Origin of the sequence: Variovorax sp. J31P179 (assembly GCF_030316985.1) — a bacterium.
In the GTDB taxonomy this organism is placed as follows: domain Bacteria; phylum Pseudomonadota; class Gammaproteobacteria; order Burkholderiales; family Burkholderiaceae_C; genus Variovorax; species Variovorax ginsengisoli_B.
In genome coordinates this window covers 128,927-148,071 of sequence record NZ_JASZYL010000010.1, presented here as the reverse complement: position 1 = coordinate 148,071, position 19,145 = coordinate 128,927, and the positions used below count along the sequence as shown (strand labels likewise).

The window sequence follows — 19,145 nt, the reverse complement described above, 5'->3', positions numbered from 1 at the left end:
AGCCCCGAATGACCGCCACCGACGATACCCGCCGCGCCCTCGGCCGCATCCGCGCCGACGTGCAATCCATGCATGCCTACGCCGTGCAGGACGCCCGCGGCCTGCTGAAGCTCGACGCGATGGAAAACCCCCACGGCCTGGCGCCGGCGCTGCAGGCCGCCCTCGGCGAGCGGCTCGGCGCGCTGGCGCTGAACCGATACCCGGGCGAGCGCGGCGCCGACCTGCAGCGCGCGCTGGCGGCGCACGCCGGCATGCCCGAGGGCTTCGCGTTGATGCTGGGCAACGGCTCGGACGAGCTGATCTCCTTGCTGGCGATCGCCTGCGACCTGCCGGGCGCCACGGTGCTGGCGCCGGTGCCCGGCTTCGTGATGTACGCCATGAGCGCCCAGCTGCAGGGCCTGCGCTTCGTCGGCGTTCCGCTCTCGGCCGACTTCGAGCTCGACGAGGGCGCCATGCTCGACGCCATCGCCCGCGAGAAGCCGGCCATCGTGTTCCTGGCCTACCCGAACAACCCGACCGCCAATCTCTGGGACGACGCAGTGATCGAGAAGATCGTCCAGGCCCAGGGCGCCCAGGGCGGGCTGGTGGTCATCGACGAGGCCTACCAGCCCTTCGCCGGCCGCAGCTACATCGACCGCGTGGCGCGCCACGGCCATGTGCTGCTGATGCGCACGCTGAGCAAGTTCGGCCTGGCCGGCGCCCGCCTGGGCTACCTGATGGGCCCGGCGGCGCTGGTGGCCGAGATCGACAAGGTGCGCCCGCCCTACAACATCAGCGTGCTGAACTGCGAGTGCGCCCTGTTCGCCCTCGAGCACGCCGATGTGTTCGCCGCCCAGGCGGCCGAGATCCGCAGCCAGCGCGCCGTCGTGGTGGCGCGGCTGGCCCGCCTGCCGGCGGTCCGGAGCTGGCCGAGCGAGGCCAACATGATCCTGATCCGGGTGCCCGACGCGGCAAAGACCTTCGAGGGAATGAAGGCACGCGGCGTGCTGGTCAAGAACGTTTCTAAAATGCACCCATTGCTCGCCAACTGCCTGCGCCTGACGGTCGGAACCGCCGACGAGAATGCGCAGATGCTCGCGGCCCTCGAAGCCTCACTATGAACACCCCACTGGCACCCGAAGCCGTCATCGCCACCGGCGCGCGCGTGGCGTCCGTCACCCGCAACACGGCCGAGACCAAGATCACGGTCAAGCTCGACCTCGACGGCACCGGCCGCGCGAAACTCTCGACCGGCATCGGCTTTTTCGACCACATGCTCGACCAGATCGCCCGCCACGGCCTGATCGACCTCGACATCGACTGCCAGGGCGACCTGCACATCGACGGCCACCACACGGTCGAGGACGTCGGCATCACCCTGGGCCAGGCGGTCGCCAAGGCGGTCGGCGACAAGAAGGGCATCCGCCGCTACGGGCATGCGTATGTGCCGCTCGACGAGGCGCTGAGCCGTGTCGTGATCGATTTCTCGGGCCGCCCGGGTCTGGTCATGGACGTGCCCTTCACCAGCGGCATGATCGGCACCTTCGACAGCCAGCTGACCTACGAGTTCTTCCACGGCTTCGCCAACCACGCCTTCGTGACCCTGCACATCGACAACCTCAAGGGCGTCAACGCGCACCACCAGTGCGAGACCGTGTTCAAGGCCTTCGCGCGGGCGCTGCGGGCGGCGCTCGAGCTCGATCCGCGCTCGGCCGGCGTCATTCCCTCGACCAAGGGCTCCCTCTGACCGTGTCGACTGCAAACAACACCGTGGCCGTGGTCGACTACGGCATGGGCAACCTGCGCTCGGTGTCGCAGGCCGTGCAGCACGCCGCCGACCAGGTCGGGGTGGAGGTGTTCGTCACCTCCGACCCCGACGTGGTGCGCCGGGCCACCCGCGTGGTCCTGCCGGGACAGGGCGCCATGCCCGACTGCATGCGCGAACTGGCCGACTCCGGCCTCCTCGACTCGGTGCTCGAGGCCGCCGCCAGCAAGCCGCTGTTCGGCGTCTGCGTCGGCATGCAGATGCTGCTGTCGCACAGCGACGAAGGTCCGACCGATGGCCTGGGCCTGATCCCGGGCCAGGTCCGGAAGTTCGAGCTCGAAGGCCGGCTGCAGCCGGACGGCAGCCGCTTCAAGGTGCCGCAGATGGGCTGGAACCAGGTTTTCCAGACCCGGCCTCACCCGGTCTGGGCCGGCGTGCCCGACCAGAGCTATTTCTATTTCGTCCACAGCTTCTATGCCCGGCCCGCCGATCCCGCGCACAGCGCCGGGGAGGCCGACTATGGTGAGCGCTTTACCGCTGCCGTCGCACGCGATAATATTTTCGCTACCCAGTTCCACCCGGAGAAGAGTGCGGACCACGGGTTGCAGCTCTATCGAAATTTCCTCCACTGGAACCCCTGACGCATTGAACGCCTCCACCGTTCGGCCCGGGCCTGTGCCCGCGGCCCGCCGGGTTCTGAGTACCATCGCGCTTTTCCCCGTCCGCAATCCCGCACCACCATGCTCCTCATTCCTGCGATCGACCTCAAGGATGGCCACTGCGTTCGTCTCAAGCAAGGCGATATGGACCAGTCCACCACTTTCAGCGAAGACCCGGCCGCGATGGCGCGCAAGTGGCTCGAAGCCGGTGCCCGCCGCCTCCACCTGGTCGACCTGAACGGCGCCTTCGCGGGCAAGCCGCAGAACCACGCGGCGATCAAGGCGATCCTGAAGGCGGTCGGCGACGACATCCCGGTGCAGCTGGGCGGCGGCATCCGCGACCTGGACACCATCGAGCGCTACATCGACGACGGCCTGCGCTACGTCATCATCGGCACCGCCGCGGTCAAGAACCCGGGCTTCCTGAAGGACGCCTGCAGCGCGTTCGGCGGCCACATCATCGTCGGCCTGGACGCCAAGGACGGCAAGGTCGCCACCGACGGCTGGAGCAAGCTGACCGGGCACGAGGTCGCCGACCTGGGCAAGAAGTTCGAAGACTACGGCGTCGAGTCGATCATCTACACCGACATCGGCCGCGACGGCATGCTGTCGGGCATCAACATCGATGCCACCGTGCGGCTGGCCCAGGCGCTGACGATCCCCGTGATCGCCTCGGGCGGGCTCTCGAACATGGCCGACATCGACAAGCTGTGCGCGGTCGAGGCGGACGGCATCGAAGGCGTCATCTGCGGCCGCGCCATCTATTCGGGCGACCTGGACTTCGCCGCCGCCCAGGCCCGGGCCGACGAGCTCGCGGTCTAGGGTTCAGGTCCGGGCCGACTACTCGGCCTTGATGGCCATCGCCTGGATGATCGTTTCCAGCTGCGGGCTCATCGGCAGGTCGAGGCTGGTGCCGCCGGGCAGCTTGCGCAGGAACCAGCGCTTGTATTGGCGCTCGATCTCCCCGTCCTCGGCCAGCATCTGGAAGGTGTCGTTGACCACCTTCGCCATCTCCGGATCGCCCTTGCGGTACATCACGCCGTAGGGGTCGTAGGACAGGAAGTCGCCGACCACCTGGTAGTCGGTCGGGCCCTGCGCGCTGCCCCTGTCCTGGGCGATCAGGCCATACAGCAGCACCTCGTCGGTCGCGAAGGCCTCCGCCTTGCCGGACTTCACGAGCGCGAACGATTCGGCGTGGTCGCGCGAAACGACCAGCTCCAGGCCCAGCTTGAAGCGCGCCGACAGATCGCGCATCGTCTTCTCGTTGGTGGTCCCGGCGGTCACGGCCACCGGCTTGCCGGCGAGGTCGCGGAAGGACTGGATCGGCGAGCCTTTCCTGACCAGCAGCCGGGTGCCCGAGACGAACATCGTCGGCGAGAAGGCGACCCGCTTCTGCCGCTCCAGGTTGCTGGTGGTCGAGCCGCATTCGAGGTCGACCTGGCCGCTCGCCACGGCATCGATGCGGGTCTCGGCGGTCACCGGCAGCCACCGGATCTCCAGCGTCTTGTGCACCGCATCGCCCATCGCCTCGACCACCGCCTTGCACAGCTCGATCGAGTAGCCGATCGGCTCCTTGCGCGGCGACAGGAAGGAAAACGGCACCGAGGATTCGCGGTAGCCGATCACGACCGCCCCCGCCGTCCGTACCTTGGCCAGCGTGCCGCTGAGCGCGGCGGGCGTCACCGGCGTCGGATCGGACTGGGCGAACGCGGCTGGCGCCAGGCCCAGCAGTGCTCCCAGCAGCGCGGCGGTGGTCGCCAGGGTCCGTACGGCGCTCATTTCGGGGCCTCAGGCATGCACCGGATGGGCGAGGGTGGCGGCGCTTTCGATGTCCATCGCCCGCGCATTGGCCGCGGCGTCGCTTTCGGAGAGCAGTTCGCCCTCCCATTTGGCGACCACCGCCGTGGCGATCGAGTTGCCCACCGCGTTGGTGGCCGACCGGCCCATGTCCAGGAAGGTGTCGACGCCGAGGATCAGCAGCAGCCCGGCTTCGGGGATGTTGAACTGGTTCAGGGTCGCGGCGATCACGACCAGCGAGGCGCGCGGCACGCCGGCCATGCCCTTCGAGGTCAGCATCAGGATCAGCAGCATCGTGAGCTGGGTGCCGAGCGACAGCGGGATGTCGTAGGCCTGGGCGATGAACAGCACCGCGAAGGTGCAGTACATCATCGAGCCGTCGAGATTGAACGAATAGCCCATCGGCATCACGAAGCTGGAGATCTTGCGCTTGACGCCGAAGCGGTCGAGTGCGATCAGGATCTTGGGGTAGGCCGCTTCCGAGCTGGCGGTGGCGAACGAGAGCAGGAACGGCTCCCGGATCAGCTTCAGCAGCGTCACGATGCGCGGCCCGAGGAAGAAGAACCCGGCCAGGGCCAGCAGTGCCCACAGGATGAACAGGCTCAGGTAGAAGCCGCCCATGAAGACCGCGAACTTGAGCAGGATGCCCAGGCCGTTGACCGCCACCGTGGCCGCCATGGCAGCCAGCACCGCCAGCGGCGCCAGCTTCATCACGTAGCCGGTGATCTTGAGCATGGCGTGGGACAGCTCCTCGATCGCGTTGACCAGCGTGCGGGCCTTCTCGCCGAGCGAGGCCAGCGCGACGCCGAAGAACATCGAGAACACCACGATCTGCAGGATCTCGTTGTTGGCCATGGCCTCGACGAAGGACTTCGGCACCACGTGGCTGACGAAATCCTTGAGCGTGAACTTGGAGGTGGCGAGGTTGGCGGACGACCCGATCTCGGGCAGCGGCAGCCCGAGGTCGTGGCCCGGCTGCAGCAGGTTGGCCATCATGAGACCGAGCAGCAACGAGACCAGCGAGGCGGTGATGAACCAGCCCAGCGCCTTGCCGAACACCCGTCCGACGGCGGCCGCGTCGCCCATGTGGGCAATGCCGACGACCAGGGTGGAGAACACCAGCGGCCCGATCAGCATCTTGATCAGGCGCAGGAACACGTCCGACATGATCGAGATGTAGCCGGCGATCTCGCCGGCGGTTCTCTTGTTCGGGAAGTTGACGAAGACCATGTAGCCGATGGCGATCCCGATCAGCATCGCGATCAGGATCCAGGCGGCCGGCGGCAGTTTCCTTCTCATGGAGGCGCTCCTCGTTGCGAGTTGTTTTGAAGCGGGATCCGTGTCGCCGGTGCCCAACCGCAACCGCCGGCCAAACCTAGAATCGGGCCATGACCCTCCAAGCCCTCGTCTTTCGTGGCCAGCCGGCCGTGCGGCTGGCGCTGCCCGGCGGCGACAGTTGCACTGTAGCGCTGCACGGCGCTCATGTGTTGTCGTGGACCACGGCCGATGGCGTCGAGCGGCTCTACCTGAGCCCCGACGCCCGCTTCGACGGCCAGAGCCCGATCCGCGGCGGCATCCCGGTCTGCTGGCCGCAGTTCAACCTGCGCGGCCCACTGCCCAAGCACGGCTTTGCCCGCACCCTGCCGTGGACGGCCGAGCCGCAGGCCGACGACCGACGCGACACCGCCGTGCTGGTCTTGCGCGACGGCGCCGCCACGCGGGCGCTCTGGCCGCACGCGTTCCGGGCCCGGCTGACCGTCACCCTGGCCGCGCGTTCGCTGCGCGTCGCCCTGGCCATCGACAACATGGGCGGCGAACCCTGGTCCTTCGCGGCGGCGCTTCACAGCTACCTGCGGGTCGACGAGGCCACCGAGGCCCGGCTCGAGGGCCTGCAGGGCGCCAACCGCTGGGATGCGGTGCGCGACGACCGCCATGTCGAGATGGCGCCGGCGCTGGCCTTCGGCAGCGAATTCGACAGCGTCTACGCCGCGCCCGCCCGGCCGCTGCGGCTGGTCCAGCCTTCGGGCACACTCGAGATCTCGCAAAGCGCGAGTTGCACCGAGACCGTGGTCTGGAACCCGGGCCCGCTGCTCGCCGCCAAGCTCGACGACCTGCCCGACGATGGCTGGCGCCACATGCTCTGCGTCGAGGCCGCCCGCATCGACGAACCCGTGCTGCTGGCGCCCGGCGCGCAGTGGCAGGGCTGGCAACAGCTCAGGGTCGCCTGAACCTCTTTTTGCCCGAACCACACCATGCTTGCCAAACGCATCATTCCCTGTCTCGACGTCACCGGCGGCCGCGTCGTCAAGGGCGTCAATTTCGTCGAACTGCGCGACGCCGGAGACCCGGTCGAGATCGCGGCCCGCTACAACGCGCAGGGCGCCGACGAGCTCACCTTCCTCGACATCACCGCCACCAGCGACGGCCGCGACCTGATCCTGCCGATCATCGAGGCGGTGGCCTCCCAGGTCTTCATCCCGCTGACCGTTGGCGGCGGCGTGCGCACCGTGGCCGACGTGCGCCGGCTGCTCAATGCCGGGGCCGACAAGACCAGCTTCAATTCGGCCGCGATCGCCGATCCGCAGGTCATCGAGGACGCCTCGCAGAAATACGGCGCCCAGTGCATCGTGGTGGCGATCGACGCCAAGCGGCGCTCGCCCGAGGATGCCGCCCGGCGCGGCCCGGGCTGGGACGTCTACAGCCATGGCGGGCGCAAGAACACCGGCCTCGACGCCGTGCAGTGGGCGGTCGAGATGGCGCGCCGCGGCGCCGGCGAGATCCTCCTGACCAGCATGGACCGCGACGGCACGAAGAGCGGTTTCGACCTCGAACTGACGCGGGCCGTGAGCGATGCCGTCAGCGTGCCGGTGATCGCCTCCGGCGGTGTCGGCAGCCTGGAGCACCTGGCCGACGGCATCCAGACCGGCGGCGCCGACGCCGTGCTGGCGGCGAGCATCTTCCACTATGGGGAGTTCACGGTCGGCGAGGCCAAGGCCCGGATGGCGGCGCGCGGCATCCCGGTGCGTCTGTGACCGACAATAGCCCGCTATGAACTGGCTCGACGAAGTGAAATGGGACGCGAACGGCCTGGTGCCGGTGATCGCGCAGGAACAGGGCAGCAACGACGTGCTGATGTTCGCCTGGATGGACCGCGAGGCGCTGGCCCGGACGGCGGAACTCGGCCGCGCCGTGTACTTCAGCCGCTCCCGCCAGAAGCTCTGGTTCAAGGGTGAAGAGTCGGGCCACGTCCAGACCGTGCACGAGATCCGGATCGACTGCGACAACGACGTGGTGCTGCTCAAGGTCACGCAGCAGGGCCACGAGCCCGGCATTGCCTGCCACACCGGCCGCCACAGCTGCTTCTTCAGCAAGTACCAGAACGGCCAGTGGATCGCGACCGAGCCGGTCTTGAAAGACCCGGCCTCGATCTACACATCGTCCCCAAGATGAGCACCGAACCCCGCAACGCCGAAGACGCCCTGGCGCGCCTGGCCGCCGTGATCGAAAGCCGCCTGCCGTCGCGCGGCGGCGACCCCGACAAGAGCTATGTGGCCCGCCTGCTGCACCGCGGTCCCGACGCCTTCCTGAAGAAGATCGGCGAGGAGGCGACCGAAGTCGTGATGGCCGCCAAGGATGCCGACCACGGCGGCGACCGCGCCAAACTGGTGAACGAAGTCGCCGACCTGTGGTTCCACAGCATGGTGGCGCTGGCGCACTACGGCTTCTCGCCGGCCGACGTGGTCGCCGAACTGGAGCGCCGCGAGGGCACCAGCGGCATCGAGGAAAAGGCCCTGCGCAAGGCGCAGGATCGCGAAGCTTCCAACGACTGAAAGGAGCGCACGCCATGCCCAACGACATCGTGACCGTCGAGCCCGACGACTCGCTCAAGACCTGGGGCTGGGTCAGCTACATCCTGCACCTGGTGGTGGCGATCGGCGCCGTGCTGCCCGGCGCCCAGGCCTCGATCGGGCTGCTGGTGATCGCGCTGGTGATCGACCTCGTCAAGCGCGACGATGCCGCCGGCACCTGGCAGGCGTCGCACTTCAGCTGGCGCATCCGCTCGGTGCTGTGGGCCGGCGTCCTGTACGTCCTGACCTCGTGGCTGTGGCTGCTTTTCCTGGTGCCGGGCTGGATCGCCTGGGCACTGATTTCGCTTTGGTTCCTCTATCGCATCGTCAAGGGGATGGTGCGCATGAACGCGGGCCGTCCCATGGATACCAGCAATGTCATCTGACCCGAACTGCATCTTCTGCAAAATCATCGAGGGCAAGATTCCCTCGCGCAAGGTCTACGAGGACGACGAACTGTTCGTCTTCCACGACATCGCGCCCTGGGCGCCGATACATTTCATGATCGTCCCGAAGCGCCACATCCCGTCGATGGCCCAGGTCACGGCCGACGACGCGGGGCTGCTGGGCCGGATCATGACCCTGGCGCCCAAGCTGGCGATCGAGCAGGGCTGCCGGCCGTATCCCGACGGCGGGTTCCGCATCGTGGTCAATACCGGCGCCGAGGGCGGGCAGGAGGTGCACCATCTCCATGTGCACGTCATGGGTGGTCCGCGGCCCTGGCTGCGGGGCTGAAAGCCATCCTTTCGGCCGGTCATTCGGCGCCGACTAAAATGCGACACATTCTTCAGGAGTAATCCATGGGTTCACTTTCCATCTGGCACTGGCTGATCGTGCTGCTCGTCGTCGTGATGATCTTCGGCACCAAGAAGCTGCGCAACATGGGGTCCGACCTCGGTGGCGCCGTGAAGGGCTTCAAGGACGGCATGAAGGACGGCGCGAGCACCGATGCCCCGACCGCCGCCGGCCCGAACGCCCAGGTGAGCGGCAACAGCACCGCCGACAAGACCACGATCGACGTCGAAGCACGTCAGAAGTCCTGAGCCAGACCGTTCCGTGATCGATCTCGGCATCTCGAAACTGGCCCTGATCGGCGCCGTGGCGCTGATCGTCATCGGGCCGGAGAAGCTGCCGCGCGTGGCGCGCACCGTCGGCACCCTGCTCGGCAAGGCGCAGCGCTACGTCAACGACGTCAAGGCCGAGGTCAATCGGTCGATGGACCTCGACGAACTGCGAAAGATGAAAGACACCGTGCAGGAGGCTGCGCGCGACGTCGAGCAGAGCATCCAGTCCGGCGCCAGCGACTTCGAGAAGCAGTTCTCGGAAAGCGGCCAGACCTTGTCCGCGCTGTCGGACACCGCGCCCGCCTATCCCGAGTACAAGCACCCACGCAAGAACTGGCGCCTGAAGCAGGGCGCCACGCCGCAGTGGTACAAGGCGCGCAACGGCGTGCGCACCAAGGCGCTCTCGGGCGCGGCGCGCGTCGCCCGCTACCGCCCTCACAAAATCAATTAGGCGCAAGCAAGCGAAGGGCGGCGCACAGCGCGCGCCGATTTCTGAACGCAGCGTCCCCACATGGCCGATTCCACAGACAAGAACAAAGAAGACGAACTGGCCGGCACCGAGCAGCCCTTCGTCCAGCACCTGATGGAGCTGCGGGATCGCCTGCTCTATTGCGTCTACGGCCTGGTCGTGGCCGGTGTGCTGCTGGCCATCTGGCCCGGGCCGGCCGGGCTGATCGACATGATCGCGGTGCCGATCCGCGCCCACATGCCGCCGGATGCCAAGCTGATCGCGATCGGCGTCTTCTCGCCGTTCTTCGTGCCGCTCAAGGTGCTGGCGATGACGGCCGTGCTGCTGGCGCTGCCCTGGCTCATGTACCAGGCCTGGATGTTCGTGGCGCCCGGCCTCTACAGCCACGAGAAGAAGTTCGCGCTGCCGCTGATCTTCTTCGGCAGCCTGCTGGCCTATGGCGGCATCGCCTTTGTCCAGTTCTTCGTGCTGGACAAGATGTTCGGCTTCATCCAGAAGTTCACGCCGCCCTCGGTCAACGCGACGCCCGACATCTCGTCCTACGTGGAGGCGATCCTGTCGCTCTACATCGCCTTCGGGGTCGCTTTCCAGGTACCGATCGTGGTGATGCTGCTGGTCCGCTTCGAGCTCGTCACGATCGAGAAGCTGCGTTCGTTCCGCGGCTACTTCATCGTGCTGGCCTTCGTGGTCGCCGCGGTGCTGACGCCGCCCGACGTCGTCTCGCAGCTCGCACTGGCGATTCCGATGTGCCTGCTGTACGAGGTCGGCATCGTCGGCGCCCGCTACTTCACCAAGTTCAGCAAGCCGGCAGAGGAAAGCGCCGATTCGGCACAGTCCTGAACGGCAGCCGGCTTATTCGGCGTCGCTGCTCGGCACCCGGCGCACCGGCGACTTGGGGCGCAGGCCCGGCGTCACGTCCAGTTCCAGCTTGTCGCTGCCCCGCTGAAGCGCGAAGCGCGTCGCCGTTCCCGGCTTGAGCCCGGCGACGGCGCTCAGCAGCTCCTGCGTGTTGCCCACGCTCTTCTCGGCCACGCCCGTGATCACGTCGCCGGGACGCACCCCCGCCTTGGCGGCCGGGCCGTTCTGCAGCACGCCGGTGATGATAACGCCGCTGCTGGCCTTGACGCCGAAAGTCTCGGCCAGTTCGGGCGAAAGGTCGTTGGGCTCGACGCCGATCCAGCCGCGCGTGACCTTGCCGGCCTTGACGATGTCCTCCAGCACCTGCTTGGCGGTCGAGACCGGGATCGCGAAGCCGATGCCCATGCTGCCGCCCGAGCGGGAGTAGATCGCCGTGTTGATGCCTTCGAGGTTGCCGTTGACGTCGATCAGCGCGCCGCCCGAATTGCCCGGGTTGATGGCGGCATCGGTCTGGATGAAATTCTCGAAGGTGTTGATGCCGAGTTGGTTGCGCCCGAGCGCCGAGACGATGCCGCTGGTCACGGTCTGGCCGACGCCGAAGGGGTTGCCGATGGCCAGCACCTGGTCGCCGACCTGCAGCGCGTCGGAGTTGCCCAGCACGATCACGGGCAGCTTGTCGAGCTCGATCTTGAGCACCGCCAGGTCGGTGTCGGGGTCGGTGCCGATCACCTTGCCGCGCGCGTGCCGGCTGTCGTTGAGCGTGACGTCGATTTCGTCCGCGCCCTCGACCACGTGGTTGTTGGTCAGGATGTAGCCGTCGGCGCTGACGATCACGCCGCTGCCGAGGCCGATCTGCGGCTGATCGCCCTGGTCGCCGAAGAAGAAGCGGAACCAGGGGTCGTTGCTGCGCGGTGAGCGCTGGGCCGCCTTGCTGGTGTTGATGCTGACCACGGCCGGCGACGCCTTCTTGGCCGCGGCGCTCAGGCTGCCGGCGGCGATGCTGCCGGCCGGCGCGGCAGGGGCTTCGACCACCGAGACCAGGCCGTTGAGCGGGCCGGTGCGCCGGTTCAGCCATTCGGGCTTGAGCGTCGCGACGACGAAATAGGCCGCCAGCAGGACGGTCACGGCTTGGGCAAACAGCAGCCAGGTGCGTTTCATGAAAAAGCGGGAAGCAAAGCGCCAATTGTCCCCCAAAGGGTTCTGCGCTTCGGTCGATCCCCGCCGGCGAGCGCGGCAGCGTCGGCAAGAATAAGGGAAAACCCTTAAAATGGACGAACTTGCAGCCGGACACCCTATCGGGACCGATCCGGCGTGACGCGCGCGAGACCCCGCCGCGATTCGCCTTGGCAAGAAGCGTGCGCTCCTTCCGGGGCGCCTTGACCGCCAATCGCCTTTCGCCCGCCCATGACCGCTCAACTCCTTGCCGATGGCGCCGCCGCGCCTGCAAGCCGCGCCCGCCCGCTCGGCGCCCGCGACTACCAGACGCTCGCCCTGTCCGCCCTCGGCGGCACGCTCGAGTTCTACGACTTCGTCATCTACGTCTTCTTTGCCACCGTGCTGGGCGGCCTGTTCTTCCCGGTCGACATGCCGGACTGGCTGCGCCAGCTGCAGACCTTCGGGATCTTCGCCGCCGGCTACCTGGCACGTCCCCTGGGCGGCATCGTGATCGCCCATTTCGGCGACCTGCTCGGCCGCAAGCGGATGTTCACGCTGTCGATCTTCCTGATGGCCGCGCCGACGCTGGTGATCGGGCTGCTGCCGACCTATGCCTCGATCGGCGTGGCGGCGCCGCTGCTGCTGCTCGCCATGCGGGTGCTGCAGGGGGCGGCGATCGGCGGCGAGATGCCGGGCGCATGGGTGTTCGTGGCCGAGCATGTGCCGGCGCGCCGCTACGGCTTCGGCATCGGCACGCTGACCTCGGGCATCACCGGCGGCATCCTGCTGGGCTCGCTGGTCGCGGTGGCGACCAATGCCCGCTACACGCCGGCCGAAGTGGGCGCCTTCGCCTGGCGCATTCCGTTCGTGCTGGGTGGCGTGTTCGGGCTGGTGTCGGTCTACCTGCGCCGCTTTCTTCACGAAACGCCGGTGTTCCAGGAGCTCGCCGGGCGCCGCAGCGCGGCGCGCGAGCTGCCCCTCAAGACCATCCTGCGCGAGCACCGCGCGGCCAGCCTGTACGTCGCGCTGCTGACCTGGGTGCTGTCGGCCGCGATCGTCGTGGTGGTGCTCTACACGCCGGCCTACCTGCAGAAGGTCCACCACGTGCAGCCCGCGCTCGCGCTGGCCGCCAACGCGGTCGCGACGCTCACGCTGACCCTGGGCTGCGTGGCGGTCGGCTGGGCCTGCGACCGGATCGGCACGCGGCCCGTGATGCTGATCGGCTGGGCCGGCCTGCTGGTCACCAGCTACCTGTTCTATACCGGGCTGCCGGGGACGCCGGCTTCGCTGGTCTGGCACTACGGGCTGGTGGGCCTGTTCGTCGGCAGCATCGCCACGGTGCCGATCGCCGGCGTGCGGGCGTTCCCGGCGCCGGTGCGCTTCACGGGTCTTTCGTTCGCCTACAACATGTCCTACGCGATCTTCGGCGGCCTCACGCCGGTGATCCTGACCTTGTGGCTGCAGCGCGACCCGATGGCGCCGGCGCACTACGTGGCCGCGCTCGCGGCGCTGGGCTTCGTGCTGGGCCTGATGCCCCTGGCGGCGCGCGGCCATGCGATGCGGGCGGCGCCGGCCGGGGCCACAATGGCGCGATGAGCACGACCCGCCACGAACTCCTGCACGCGTTCGACCTGCTGCTGGCGCCCGCGCGCTTCAAGGACTACGGGCCCAACGGCCTGCAGGTCGAGGGCCGCACCACGGTGCGCAAGATCGTCTCCGGCGTGACCGCGAGCCGGGCCCTGATCGAAGCCGCGATCCACGCCGAAGCCGACGCGATCTTCGTCCACCACGGCCTGTTCTGGCGCGGCCAGGACGGGCGTGTCACGGGCTGGATGCGACAGCGCCTGGGCCTGCTGCTCGGCGACGACGTCAATCTGTTCGCCTACCACCTGCCGCTGGATGCCCATCCGGAACTCGGCAACAACGCGCAACTCGGGCTGCGGCTCGGCCTGGTCGCGCACCCGGGCTCGGCCGGCCGATTCGGCGAGCAGGAGCTCGGCTTCCTCGGCGCGCGCGACAACGGCGAAGGCTTCACGAACGCGAAGGCGCTGGCCACCCACGTCGAGAAGGCGCTCGGCAAGGCCGTGACGCTGGTGGAAGGCCCGCCGCGTCCGATCCGCAACGTCGCCTGGTGCACGGGCGGGGCGCAGAGCTACTTCGAGGCCGCGATCGCCGCCGGTGCCGATGCCTTCATCACGGGCGAGATCTCCGAGCCCCAGGCCCACTACGCCCGCGAGATGGGTGTCGCCTTCCTGGCCTGCGGCCACCATGCCACCGAACGCTACGGGGCGCCGGCCGTTGCGGCGCATGTCGCCGCCCAGTTGGGCCTGGCCCACGAATTCATCGACATCGACAATCCGGCGTGAGCAACAACGACGCTTCCCTCCCCATCGCCATCACGCTCGGCGACCCGGCCGGCATCGGCCCCGAGATCATCGCCAAGGCCTTCCGCGACGCCGCGACCGACTTGCGAGGATGCTTCGTGGCCGGCGATGTGGCGACCGTGCGCCGGGCCGCGCAGGCGATCGCCGCCACCGGCGGGCCGGCCTTGCCGGTCGCGCTGCTCGAGACGCCCGGCGAGGTCCGCGATGTGCCGGCCGGCTGCATCCCGGTGCTGCAGGTGGTCGCGCCGACGGGCGCGCCAATCGTCCATGGCCAGGTCAGCGCCGAGGCCGGCCGCATCGCCGGCGATTGCGTGGTCTGGGCCGCGCGCGCGGCGCTGCGCGCAGAGATCGCCGCGATCGTCACGGCCCCCTTGCACAAGGAGGCACTTGCCGCGGCGGGCTTTCCGTATCCGGGCCACACCGAACTGCTGCAGGCCGAGGCCGCGGCCCATTTGGGCCGGCCGCTGTCGGAGGTGCCGGTGCGCATGATGCTGGCCAACGACGAACTGCGCACCGTGCTCGTCAGCATCCACATGTCGCTGCGCCAGGCGATCGAGGCCGTGACCGTCGACGGCGTGCTGCAGACGCTGCGGATCGCGCACCGGGCCCTCGGCGCGGTGCTCGGGCGGACGCCGAAGATCGGCGTCGCGGGGCTCAATCCGCATGCGGGGGAGGGCGGCCTGTTCGGCTCCGAGGAGCGCGACATCATCGCCCCGGCGATCGCGGCCGCGCGCGCCGAAGGGATCGATGCCGACGGACCTCACGCGCCCGACACCGTCTTCATGCGCGCCCGTGCCAAGGTCGACGGCCCTGGCGAGTTCGATGTCGTGATCGCGATGTACCACGACCAGGGCCTGATCCCGGTCAAGTACCTGGGCGTCGAGAAAGGCGTGAACGTGACGCTGGGGCTGCCGCTGGTGCGGACCAGTCCCGACCATGGGACGGCGTTCGATATCGCGGGGACTGGACGGGCGGATGCTTCCAGCTTGATCGAGGCTGTGCGGATGGCGCGGTCGTTGGTGGAGGGAGTTAACGCTTGAGGCTGTCCCGGATCTCGCGCAGCAGCATCACGTCTTCGGGTGTGGCCGGTGGCGCCGGCGGTGGCGGGGCTTCGGTCAGGCTGCGCAGCCGGTTGATCTGCTTGACCATCAGAAAGATGATGAAGGCCAGGATCACGAAGTTCACCGCCACGGTGATGAAGTTGCCGTAGGCCAGCACCGGTGCGCCGGCCTTCTTGAGTTCGACCAGCGTGTCGGCCACGCCGCTCGGCCTCGGGCCCAGCACGATGTAGAGGTTCGAGAAATCGAGCTTGCCGAAGATGAGTCCGACCAGCGGCATGATGATGTCGCTCACCAGCGAGTCGACGATCTTGCCGAAGGCCGCACCGATGATCACGCCAACTGCCAGGTCGATCACGTTGCCCTTGACGGCAAATTCGCGGAACTCTTTCAGAAAGCTCATGTCGTGCACCTCGTCTGCTGTTGGTTTTGAACGCCGGCCAGTATAGGGGTGGGGGCGGTGTCTGCGTCCGGTCACAGGCGCGTGCGGCGGGCACTGCGCGCCGTTGAATTCGCCTTTTACGCTCCGCTACAATCCTTGGTTGACCCAAGTCCCCCCGAAGAAGATTGAGGATCTCCATGAGTGACAGCAGCGCGAGTACCGCCGGCCGACCCCGGATCGACACCAGCAAGCGGACATGGTTGATTGCCTCAGGCTGCGCCGGCGCAGTGGGTGGCGTGGCCGTCGCAGTGCCTTTCGTGAGTTCGTTCCAGCCGTCTGAAAAGGCCAAGGCCGCAGGCGCCCCGGTCGAAGCCGACATCGGCGCGCTGCAGGTCGGCGAGAAGATGACCGTCGAATGGCGGGGCAAGCCGGTCTGGATCCTGAAGCGTTCGCCCCAGCAGGTCGCCGAGCTGCCCAAGCTCGATCCGCTGCTCGCCGATCCGCAATCGAAGCGCAACCCCGACGAGTTCACGCCGCAGTACGCGCGCAACGAGCATCGCTCGATCAAGCCCGAGATCCTGGTGGTCGTCGGCATCTGCACGCACCTGGGCTGCTCGCCCACCGACCGCTTCCAGCCGGGCCCGCAGGCTTCGCTGCCCGACAACTGGGAGGGCGGCTTCCTGTGCCCCTGCCATGGCTCGACCTTCGACCTGGCCGGCCGCGTCTTCAAGAACAAGCCCGCACCCGACAACCTGCCGGTGCCGCCGCACATGTACCTCTCCGACACGCGCCTCCTGATCGGCGACGACAAGAAGGCCTGAGGAGAACAAGAACATGGCTGAATTCCACGAAATTTCCCCCAACGCGCCAGCCAACGAGAAGCTGCTCAACTGGGTCGACAACCGATTCCCGCTGACCAAGCTCTGGAACGACCAGTGGGGCAAGTACTACGCGCCGAAGAACTTCAACTTCTGGTACATCTTCGGCTCGCTCGCGATGCTGGTCCTCGTGATCCAGATCGTGACCGGCATCTTCCTGGTGATGCACTACAAGCCCGACGCCGCGCTGGCGTTCGGCTCGGTCGAGTACATCATGCGCGACGTGCCCTGGGGTTGGTTGATCCGCTACATGCATTCCACGGGGGCCTCGGCCTTCTTCATCGTGGTCTACCTCCACATGTTCCGCGGCCTGATGTACGGCAGCTACCGCAAGCCGCGCGAGCTGATCTGGATCTTCGGCTGCGCGATCTTCCTGTGCCTGATGGCCGAGGCCTTCATGGGCTACCTGCTGCCCTGGGGCCAGATGAGCTATTGGGGCGCCCAGGTGATCGTCAACCTGTTCGCCGCGATCCCCTTCGTCGGCCCTGACCTCGCCCTGCTGATCCGCGGCGACTACGTGGTGAGCGACGCCACCCTCAACCGCTTCTTCAGTTTCCACGTGATCGCGGTGCCGCTGGTGCTGCTCGGCCTGGTGGTCGCCCACCTGATCGCGCTGCACGAAGTGGGTTCGAACAACCCCGACGGCATCGAGATCAAGGCCAACCGCGGTGCCGACGGCCATCCGGTCGACGGCATCCCGTCGCACCCGTACTACACGGTGCACGACATCTTCGGCGTGGTGGTGTTCCTGACGATCTTCTCGGCCGTGATCTTCTTCGCGCCCGAGGCCGGCGGCTACTTCCTCGAATACAACAACTTCATCCCGGCCGACTCGCTCAAGACGCCCAACCACATCGCGCCGGTCTGGTACTTCACGCCCTTCTATTCGATGCTGCGTGCCATCACCAGCGAGATGATGTATGCGCTGATCGCCTGCGTGGTCGGTGCCGCCGCCTACGGCGTCTGGAAGGCCCGCTTCCCGTCCTTCATCAAGGCCGGCATCGTGATCGTCGCGGTCGGCGTGGTTGCGATGATGCTGTCGATCGACGCCAAGTTCTGGGGCGTGCTGGTGATGGGCGGCGCTGTCGTCATCCTGTTCTTCCTGCCCTGGCTGGATCACAGCCCGGTCAAGTCGATCCGCTATCGCCCGAGCTGGCACAAGTATGTCTACGGCGTGTTCGTCATCAATTTCGTGGTGCTGGCCTACCTCGGCGTGCAGCCGCCGTCGCCGGTCGGCGAACGCATCTCGCAGATCGGAACGCTCTTCTATTTCGGTTTCTTCCTGCTGATGCCGTGGTGGAGCCGCCTCGGCGAATTCAAGCCGGTCCCCGAGCGCGTGGTTTTCAACGCTCACTGACCGGGAGACGACAAGAATGAAGAAACTGATCCTCACGTTGATCGCGGCGCTCGGCATCGTCACCGGTGCACACGCTGCCGAAGGCGGCCTCGCCTGGGACAAGGCGCCGAATCGCACCACCGACCTGGCCGCGCTGCAGAATGGCGCCAAGCTGTTCGTCAACTACTGCCTGAGCTGCCACTCGGCGGCGTACATGCGCTTCAACCGCCTGACCGACCTCGGCATCACCGAGCAGCAGATCAAGGACAACCTGCTGTTCACGACCGACAAGATCGGCGAGACCATGCGGGTCAACATGGACCCGCGCCAGGCCAAGGAATGGTTCGGCACGGTGCCGCCCGACCTGACCCTGGTGGCGCGTTCGCGTGCCGGCCACGGCGGCACGGGTGCCGACTACCTCTACACCTACCTGCGCACCTTCTACCGTGACGACACCAAGGCCACGGGCTGGAACAACCTCGCGTTCCCGGCCGTGGCGATGCCGCATGTCATGTGGGAACTGCAGGGCGAGCGCCGTCCGGTCTTCGACAAGGTCGAAGCCCACGGCCATGAAACCGAAGTGTTCAAGGGCTGGGAGCAAGTGAGCCCTGGCACCATGACGCCGATCCAGTTCGACCAGAACATGGGCGATCTCGTGAGCTTCCTGCAATGGATGGCCGAGCCGGCTCAGAACACCCGCATTCGCGTCGGCGTCTGGGTGCTGCTGTTCCTGGTCATGGCGATCGTCTTCACGTGGCGCCTCAATGCCTCGTACTGGAAAGACGTCAAGTAATGCCACGCCGATCCGGCGCCTCGTGCGCCGGGTCCCGCAGAGTGGGTTGCGAACGCGACCCACTCTTTTTGATTTTTAGGAGTCTTTCGCCATGATGGTCCTGTATTCTGGAACGACCTGCCCGTTTTCCCATCGCTGCCGCTTCGTGCTGTTCGAGAAGGGCATGGATTTCGAGATTCGCGACGTCGATCTCTACAACAAGCCCGAGGACATCAACGTGATGAACCCGTACGGGCAGGTGCCGATCCTGGTCGAGCGCGACCTGATCCTGTACGAGTCGAACATCATCAACGAGTACATCGACGAGCGCTTCCCGCATCCGCAGCTGATGCCCGGCGACCCGGTCGACCGCGCCCGCGTGCGCCTGTTCCTGCTCAACTTCGAGAAGGAACTGTTCGTTCACGTGTCCACCCTCGAGAACCGCACCACCAAGGGCAACGAGAAGGCCCTCGAGAAGGCGCGTTCGCACATCCGCGACCGCCTCACGCAGCTGGCGCCGGTGTTCCTCAAGAACAAGTACATGCTGGGCGACAACTTCTCGATGCTCGACGTCGCGATCGCGCCGCTGCTGTGGCGCCTCGACTACTACGGCATCGACCTCAGCAAGAACGCGGCCCCGCTGCTCAAGTACGCCGAGCGCATCTTCTCGCGCCCGGCCTACATCGAGGCGCTGACGCCCTCCGAAAAAGTCATGCGCAAGTGAGTCGCTTGCGCCGTCGC

Annotated in this window: 24 protein-coding genes; 20 read left to right on the top strand and 4 right to left on the bottom strand. The window is 67.3% G+C overall.

What is annotated here, in order from left to right:
* Positions 1-8 precede the first annotated feature (8 nt).
* From hisC to hisA, 4 genes are all read left to right on the top strand, one after another.
* Positions 9-1,100, top strand: coding sequence for a histidinol-phosphate transaminase (hisC, locus tag QTI17_RS24665; protein WP_286536296.1), 1,092 nt, complete (start codon positions 9-11; stop codon positions 1,098-1,100).
* The gene (gene hisB, locus QTI17_RS24660; protein ID WP_286536294.1) at positions 1,097-1,726 is read left to right on the top strand and encodes an imidazoleglycerol-phosphate dehydratase HisB; all 630 of its coding nucleotides are present in this window, start codon (positions 1,097-1,099) and stop codon (positions 1,724-1,726) included. The genes hisC and hisB overlap by 4 nt, the downstream gene beginning before the upstream one ends.
* 2 nt (positions 1,727-1,728) lie before the next feature.
* On the top strand, positions 1,729-2,385 hold the full coding sequence (gene hisH, locus QTI17_RS24655) for an imidazole glycerol phosphate synthase subunit HisH (protein ID WP_286523469.1): 657 nt from the start codon (positions 1,729-1,731) through the stop codon (positions 2,383-2,385).
* Between the two features lie 99 nt (positions 2,386-2,484).
* On the top strand, positions 2,485-3,225 hold the full coding sequence (hisA, locus tag QTI17_RS24650) for a 1-(5-phosphoribosyl)-5-[(5-phosphoribosylamino)methylideneamino]imidazole-4-carboxamide isomerase (protein ID WP_286536293.1): 741 nt from the start codon (positions 2,485-2,487) through the stop codon (positions 3,223-3,225).
* A gap of 18 nt (positions 3,226-3,243) precedes the next feature.
* Here hisA and QTI17_RS24645 read toward each other — a convergent pair whose 3' ends face one another.
* Both QTI17_RS24645 and QTI17_RS24640 read right to left on the bottom strand, forming a co-directional pair.
* Entirely contained in the window at positions 3,244-4,182 is a 939-nt protein-coding gene (locus QTI17_RS24645; RefSeq protein ID WP_286536292.1) for an amino acid ABC transporter substrate-binding protein, read from the bottom strand.
* 9 nt (positions 4,183-4,191) lie between these two features.
* Complete coding sequence (locus QTI17_RS24640) at positions 4,192-5,499, bottom strand: dicarboxylate/amino acid:cation symporter (protein WP_286536289.1); 1,308 nt, start codon at positions 5,497-5,499, stop codon at positions 4,192-4,194.
* Between the two features lie 89 nt (positions 5,500-5,588).
* Here QTI17_RS24640 and QTI17_RS24635 point away from each other — a divergent pair, with 89 nt between their 5' ends.
* The 9 genes from QTI17_RS24635 to tatC all read left to right on the top strand — a co-directional run bounded on the left by QTI17_RS24635 (position 5,589) and on the right by tatC (position 10,421).
* Positions 5,589-6,428: a D-hexose-6-phosphate mutarotase gene (locus tag QTI17_RS24635; RefSeq protein ID WP_286536288.1), complete on the top strand. Its 840-nt coding sequence runs from the start codon at positions 5,589-5,591 to the stop codon at positions 6,426-6,428.
* A gap of 24 nt (positions 6,429-6,452) precedes the next feature.
* Positions 6,453-7,232 (top strand): imidazole glycerol phosphate synthase subunit HisF, encoded by a 780-nt coding sequence (gene hisF / locus QTI17_RS24630; RefSeq protein ID WP_286536287.1) that lies wholly within the window; start codon positions 6,453-6,455, stop codon positions 7,230-7,232.
* Between the two features lie 16 nt (positions 7,233-7,248).
* The gene (hisI, locus tag QTI17_RS24625) at positions 7,249-7,650 is read left to right on the top strand and encodes a phosphoribosyl-AMP cyclohydrolase (RefSeq protein ID WP_286536286.1); all 402 of its coding nucleotides are present in this window, start codon (positions 7,249-7,251) and stop codon (positions 7,648-7,650) included.
* Complete coding sequence (locus QTI17_RS24620; RefSeq protein WP_286536285.1) at positions 7,647-8,030, top strand: phosphoribosyl-ATP diphosphatase; 384 nt, start codon at positions 7,647-7,649, stop codon at positions 8,028-8,030. Before hisI ends, QTI17_RS24620 begins: the two co-directional genes overlap by 4 nt.
* 14 nt (positions 8,031-8,044) lie before the next feature.
* On the top strand, positions 8,045-8,434 hold the full coding sequence (locus QTI17_RS24615; RefSeq protein ID WP_286536284.1) for a DUF4870 family protein: 390 nt from the start codon (positions 8,045-8,047) through the stop codon (positions 8,432-8,434).
* The gene (locus QTI17_RS24610; RefSeq protein ID WP_286536283.1) at positions 8,424-8,783 is read left to right on the top strand and encodes a histidine triad nucleotide-binding protein; all 360 of its coding nucleotides are present in this window, start codon (positions 8,424-8,426) and stop codon (positions 8,781-8,783) included. The genes QTI17_RS24615 and QTI17_RS24610 overlap by 11 nt, the downstream gene beginning before the upstream one ends.
* Before the next feature lie 65 nt (positions 8,784-8,848).
* Positions 8,849-9,091: a Sec-independent protein translocase subunit TatA gene (gene tatA / locus QTI17_RS24605; RefSeq protein WP_286523455.1), complete on the top strand. Its 243-nt coding sequence runs from the start codon at positions 8,849-8,851 to the stop codon at positions 9,089-9,091.
* 13 nt (positions 9,092-9,104) lie between these two features.
* On the top strand, positions 9,105-9,563 hold the full coding sequence (tatB, locus tag QTI17_RS24600; RefSeq protein ID WP_286536281.1) for a Sec-independent protein translocase protein TatB: 459 nt from the start codon (positions 9,105-9,107) through the stop codon (positions 9,561-9,563).
* A gap of 60 nt (positions 9,564-9,623) precedes the next feature.
* The gene (tatC, locus tag QTI17_RS24595) at positions 9,624-10,421 is read left to right on the top strand and encodes a twin-arginine translocase subunit TatC (RefSeq protein ID WP_286536280.1); all 798 of its coding nucleotides are present in this window, start codon (positions 9,624-9,626) and stop codon (positions 10,419-10,421) included.
* 12 nt (positions 10,422-10,433) lie between these two features.
* Here the strand turns inward: tatC and QTI17_RS24590 are convergent, their stop codons facing one another.
* Positions 10,434-11,597 (bottom strand): S1C family serine protease, encoded by a 1,164-nt coding sequence (locus tag QTI17_RS24590; RefSeq protein WP_286523450.1) that lies wholly within the window; start codon positions 11,595-11,597, stop codon positions 10,434-10,436.
* A 246-nt stretch (positions 11,598-11,843) separates the two neighbouring features.
* Between QTI17_RS24590 and QTI17_RS24585 the strand changes: the two genes are divergently transcribed.
* From QTI17_RS24585 to pdxA, 3 genes are read left to right on the top strand one after another with little or no spacing between them, the layout of a single operon-like run.
* Positions 11,844-13,190, top strand: coding sequence for an MFS transporter (locus tag QTI17_RS24585; RefSeq protein WP_286536279.1), 1,347 nt, complete (start codon positions 11,844-11,846; stop codon positions 13,188-13,190).
* Positions 13,187-13,960 (top strand): Nif3-like dinuclear metal center hexameric protein, encoded by a 774-nt coding sequence (locus QTI17_RS24580; RefSeq protein WP_286536278.1) that lies wholly within the window; start codon positions 13,187-13,189, stop codon positions 13,958-13,960. The genes QTI17_RS24585 and QTI17_RS24580 overlap by 4 nt, the downstream gene beginning before the upstream one ends.
* A complete protein-coding gene (pdxA, locus tag QTI17_RS24575; protein WP_286536277.1) occupies positions 13,957-15,018 on the top strand; it encodes a 4-hydroxythreonine-4-phosphate dehydrogenase PdxA in 1,062 nt (353 codons plus the stop codon). Before QTI17_RS24580 ends, pdxA begins: the two co-directional genes overlap by 4 nt.
* Here the strand turns inward: pdxA and mscL are convergent.
* Positions 15,008-15,439, bottom strand: coding sequence for a large conductance mechanosensitive channel protein MscL (gene mscL, locus QTI17_RS24570; protein ID WP_286536276.1), 432 nt, complete (start codon positions 15,437-15,439; stop codon positions 15,008-15,010). The two genes, pdxA and mscL, sit on opposite strands and share 11 nt — an antisense overlap.
* A 176-nt stretch (positions 15,440-15,615) precedes the next feature.
* On the opposite strand from mscL, the gene petA reads away from it, so the two are divergent.
* From petA to QTI17_RS24550, 4 genes are all read left to right on the top strand, one after another.
* Positions 15,616-16,239, top strand: a complete 624-nt coding sequence (petA, locus tag QTI17_RS24565; protein WP_286536275.1) for a ubiquinol-cytochrome c reductase iron-sulfur subunit — start codon at positions 15,616-15,618, stop codon at positions 16,237-16,239.
* Between the two features lie 13 nt (positions 16,240-16,252).
* Entirely contained in the window at positions 16,253-17,653 is a 1,401-nt protein-coding gene (locus QTI17_RS24560) for a cytochrome b (protein ID WP_286536274.1), read from the top strand.
* Between the two features lie 16 nt (positions 17,654-17,669).
* Positions 17,670-18,425 carry a cytochrome c1 gene (locus QTI17_RS24555; protein WP_286536273.1) on the top strand — a complete coding sequence of 252 codons (756 nt, stop codon included), beginning with the start codon at positions 17,670-17,672 and terminating at the stop codon, positions 18,423-18,425.
* 91 nt (positions 18,426-18,516) lie between these two features.
* A complete protein-coding gene (locus tag QTI17_RS24550; protein WP_286369119.1) occupies positions 18,517-19,128 on the top strand; it encodes a glutathione S-transferase N-terminal domain-containing protein in 612 nt (203 codons plus the stop codon).
* The last annotated feature ends 17 nt before the right edge of the window (positions 19,129-19,145 follow it).

Excerpts from the sequence above, each read along its gene's own strand:
- hisC (WP_286536296.1), top strand. The coding sequence starts at position 9 with ATGACCGCCACCGACGATACCCGCCGCGCCCTCGGCCGCATCCGCGCC.
- hisB (WP_286536294.1), top strand. The coding sequence starts at position 1,097 with ATGAACACCCCACTGGCACCCGAAGCCGTCATCGCCACCGGCGCGCGC.
- hisA (WP_286536293.1), top strand. The coding sequence starts at position 2,485 with ATGCTCCTCATTCCTGCGATCGACCTCAAGGATGGCCACTGCGTTCGT.
- QTI17_RS24645 (WP_286536292.1), bottom strand. The coding sequence starts at position 4,182 with ATGAGCGCCGTACGGACCCTGGCGACCACCGCCGCGCTGCTGGGAGCA.
- QTI17_RS24640 (WP_286536289.1), bottom strand. The coding sequence starts at position 5,499 with ATGAGAAGGAAACTGCCGCCGGCCGCCTGGATCCTGATCGCGATGCTG.
- QTI17_RS24635 (WP_286536288.1), top strand. The coding sequence starts at position 5,589 with ATGACCCTCCAAGCCCTCGTCTTTCGTGGCCAGCCGGCCGTGCGGCTG.
- hisF (WP_286536287.1), top strand. The coding sequence starts at position 6,453 with ATGCTTGCCAAACGCATCATTCCCTGTCTCGACGTCACCGGCGGCCGC.
- hisI (WP_286536286.1), top strand. The coding sequence starts at position 7,249 with ATGAACTGGCTCGACGAAGTGAAATGGGACGCGAACGGCCTGGTGCCG.
- QTI17_RS24620 (WP_286536285.1), top strand. The coding sequence starts at position 7,647 with ATGAGCACCGAACCCCGCAACGCCGAAGACGCCCTGGCGCGCCTGGCC.
- QTI17_RS24615 (WP_286536284.1), top strand. The coding sequence starts at position 8,045 with ATGCCCAACGACATCGTGACCGTCGAGCCCGACGACTCGCTCAAGACC.
- QTI17_RS24610 (WP_286536283.1), top strand. The coding sequence starts at position 8,424 with ATGTCATCTGACCCGAACTGCATCTTCTGCAAAATCATCGAGGGCAAG.
- tatA (WP_286523455.1), top strand. The coding sequence starts at position 8,849 with ATGGGTTCACTTTCCATCTGGCACTGGCTGATCGTGCTGCTCGTCGTC.
- tatC (WP_286536280.1), top strand. The coding sequence starts at position 9,624 with ATGGCCGATTCCACAGACAAGAACAAAGAAGACGAACTGGCCGGCACC.
- QTI17_RS24590 (WP_286523450.1), bottom strand. The coding sequence starts at position 11,597 with ATGAAACGCACCTGGCTGCTGTTTGCCCAAGCCGTGACCGTCCTGCTG.
- QTI17_RS24585 (WP_286536279.1), top strand. The coding sequence starts at position 11,844 with ATGACCGCTCAACTCCTTGCCGATGGCGCCGCCGCGCCTGCAAGCCGC.
- QTI17_RS24580 (WP_286536278.1), top strand. The coding sequence starts at position 13,187 with ATGAGCACGACCCGCCACGAACTCCTGCACGCGTTCGACCTGCTGCTG.
- mscL (WP_286536276.1), bottom strand. The coding sequence starts at position 15,439 with ATGAGCTTTCTGAAAGAGTTCCGCGAATTTGCCGTCAAGGGCAACGTG.
- petA (WP_286536275.1), top strand. The coding sequence starts at position 15,616 with ATGAGTGACAGCAGCGCGAGTACCGCCGGCCGACCCCGGATCGACACC.
- QTI17_RS24560 (WP_286536274.1), top strand. The coding sequence starts at position 16,253 with ATGGCTGAATTCCACGAAATTTCCCCCAACGCGCCAGCCAACGAGAAG.
- QTI17_RS24555 (WP_286536273.1), top strand. The coding sequence starts at position 17,670 with ATGAAGAAACTGATCCTCACGTTGATCGCGGCGCTCGGCATCGTCACC.
- QTI17_RS24550 (WP_286369119.1), top strand. The coding sequence starts at position 18,517 with ATGATGGTCCTGTATTCTGGAACGACCTGCCCGTTTTCCCATCGCTGC.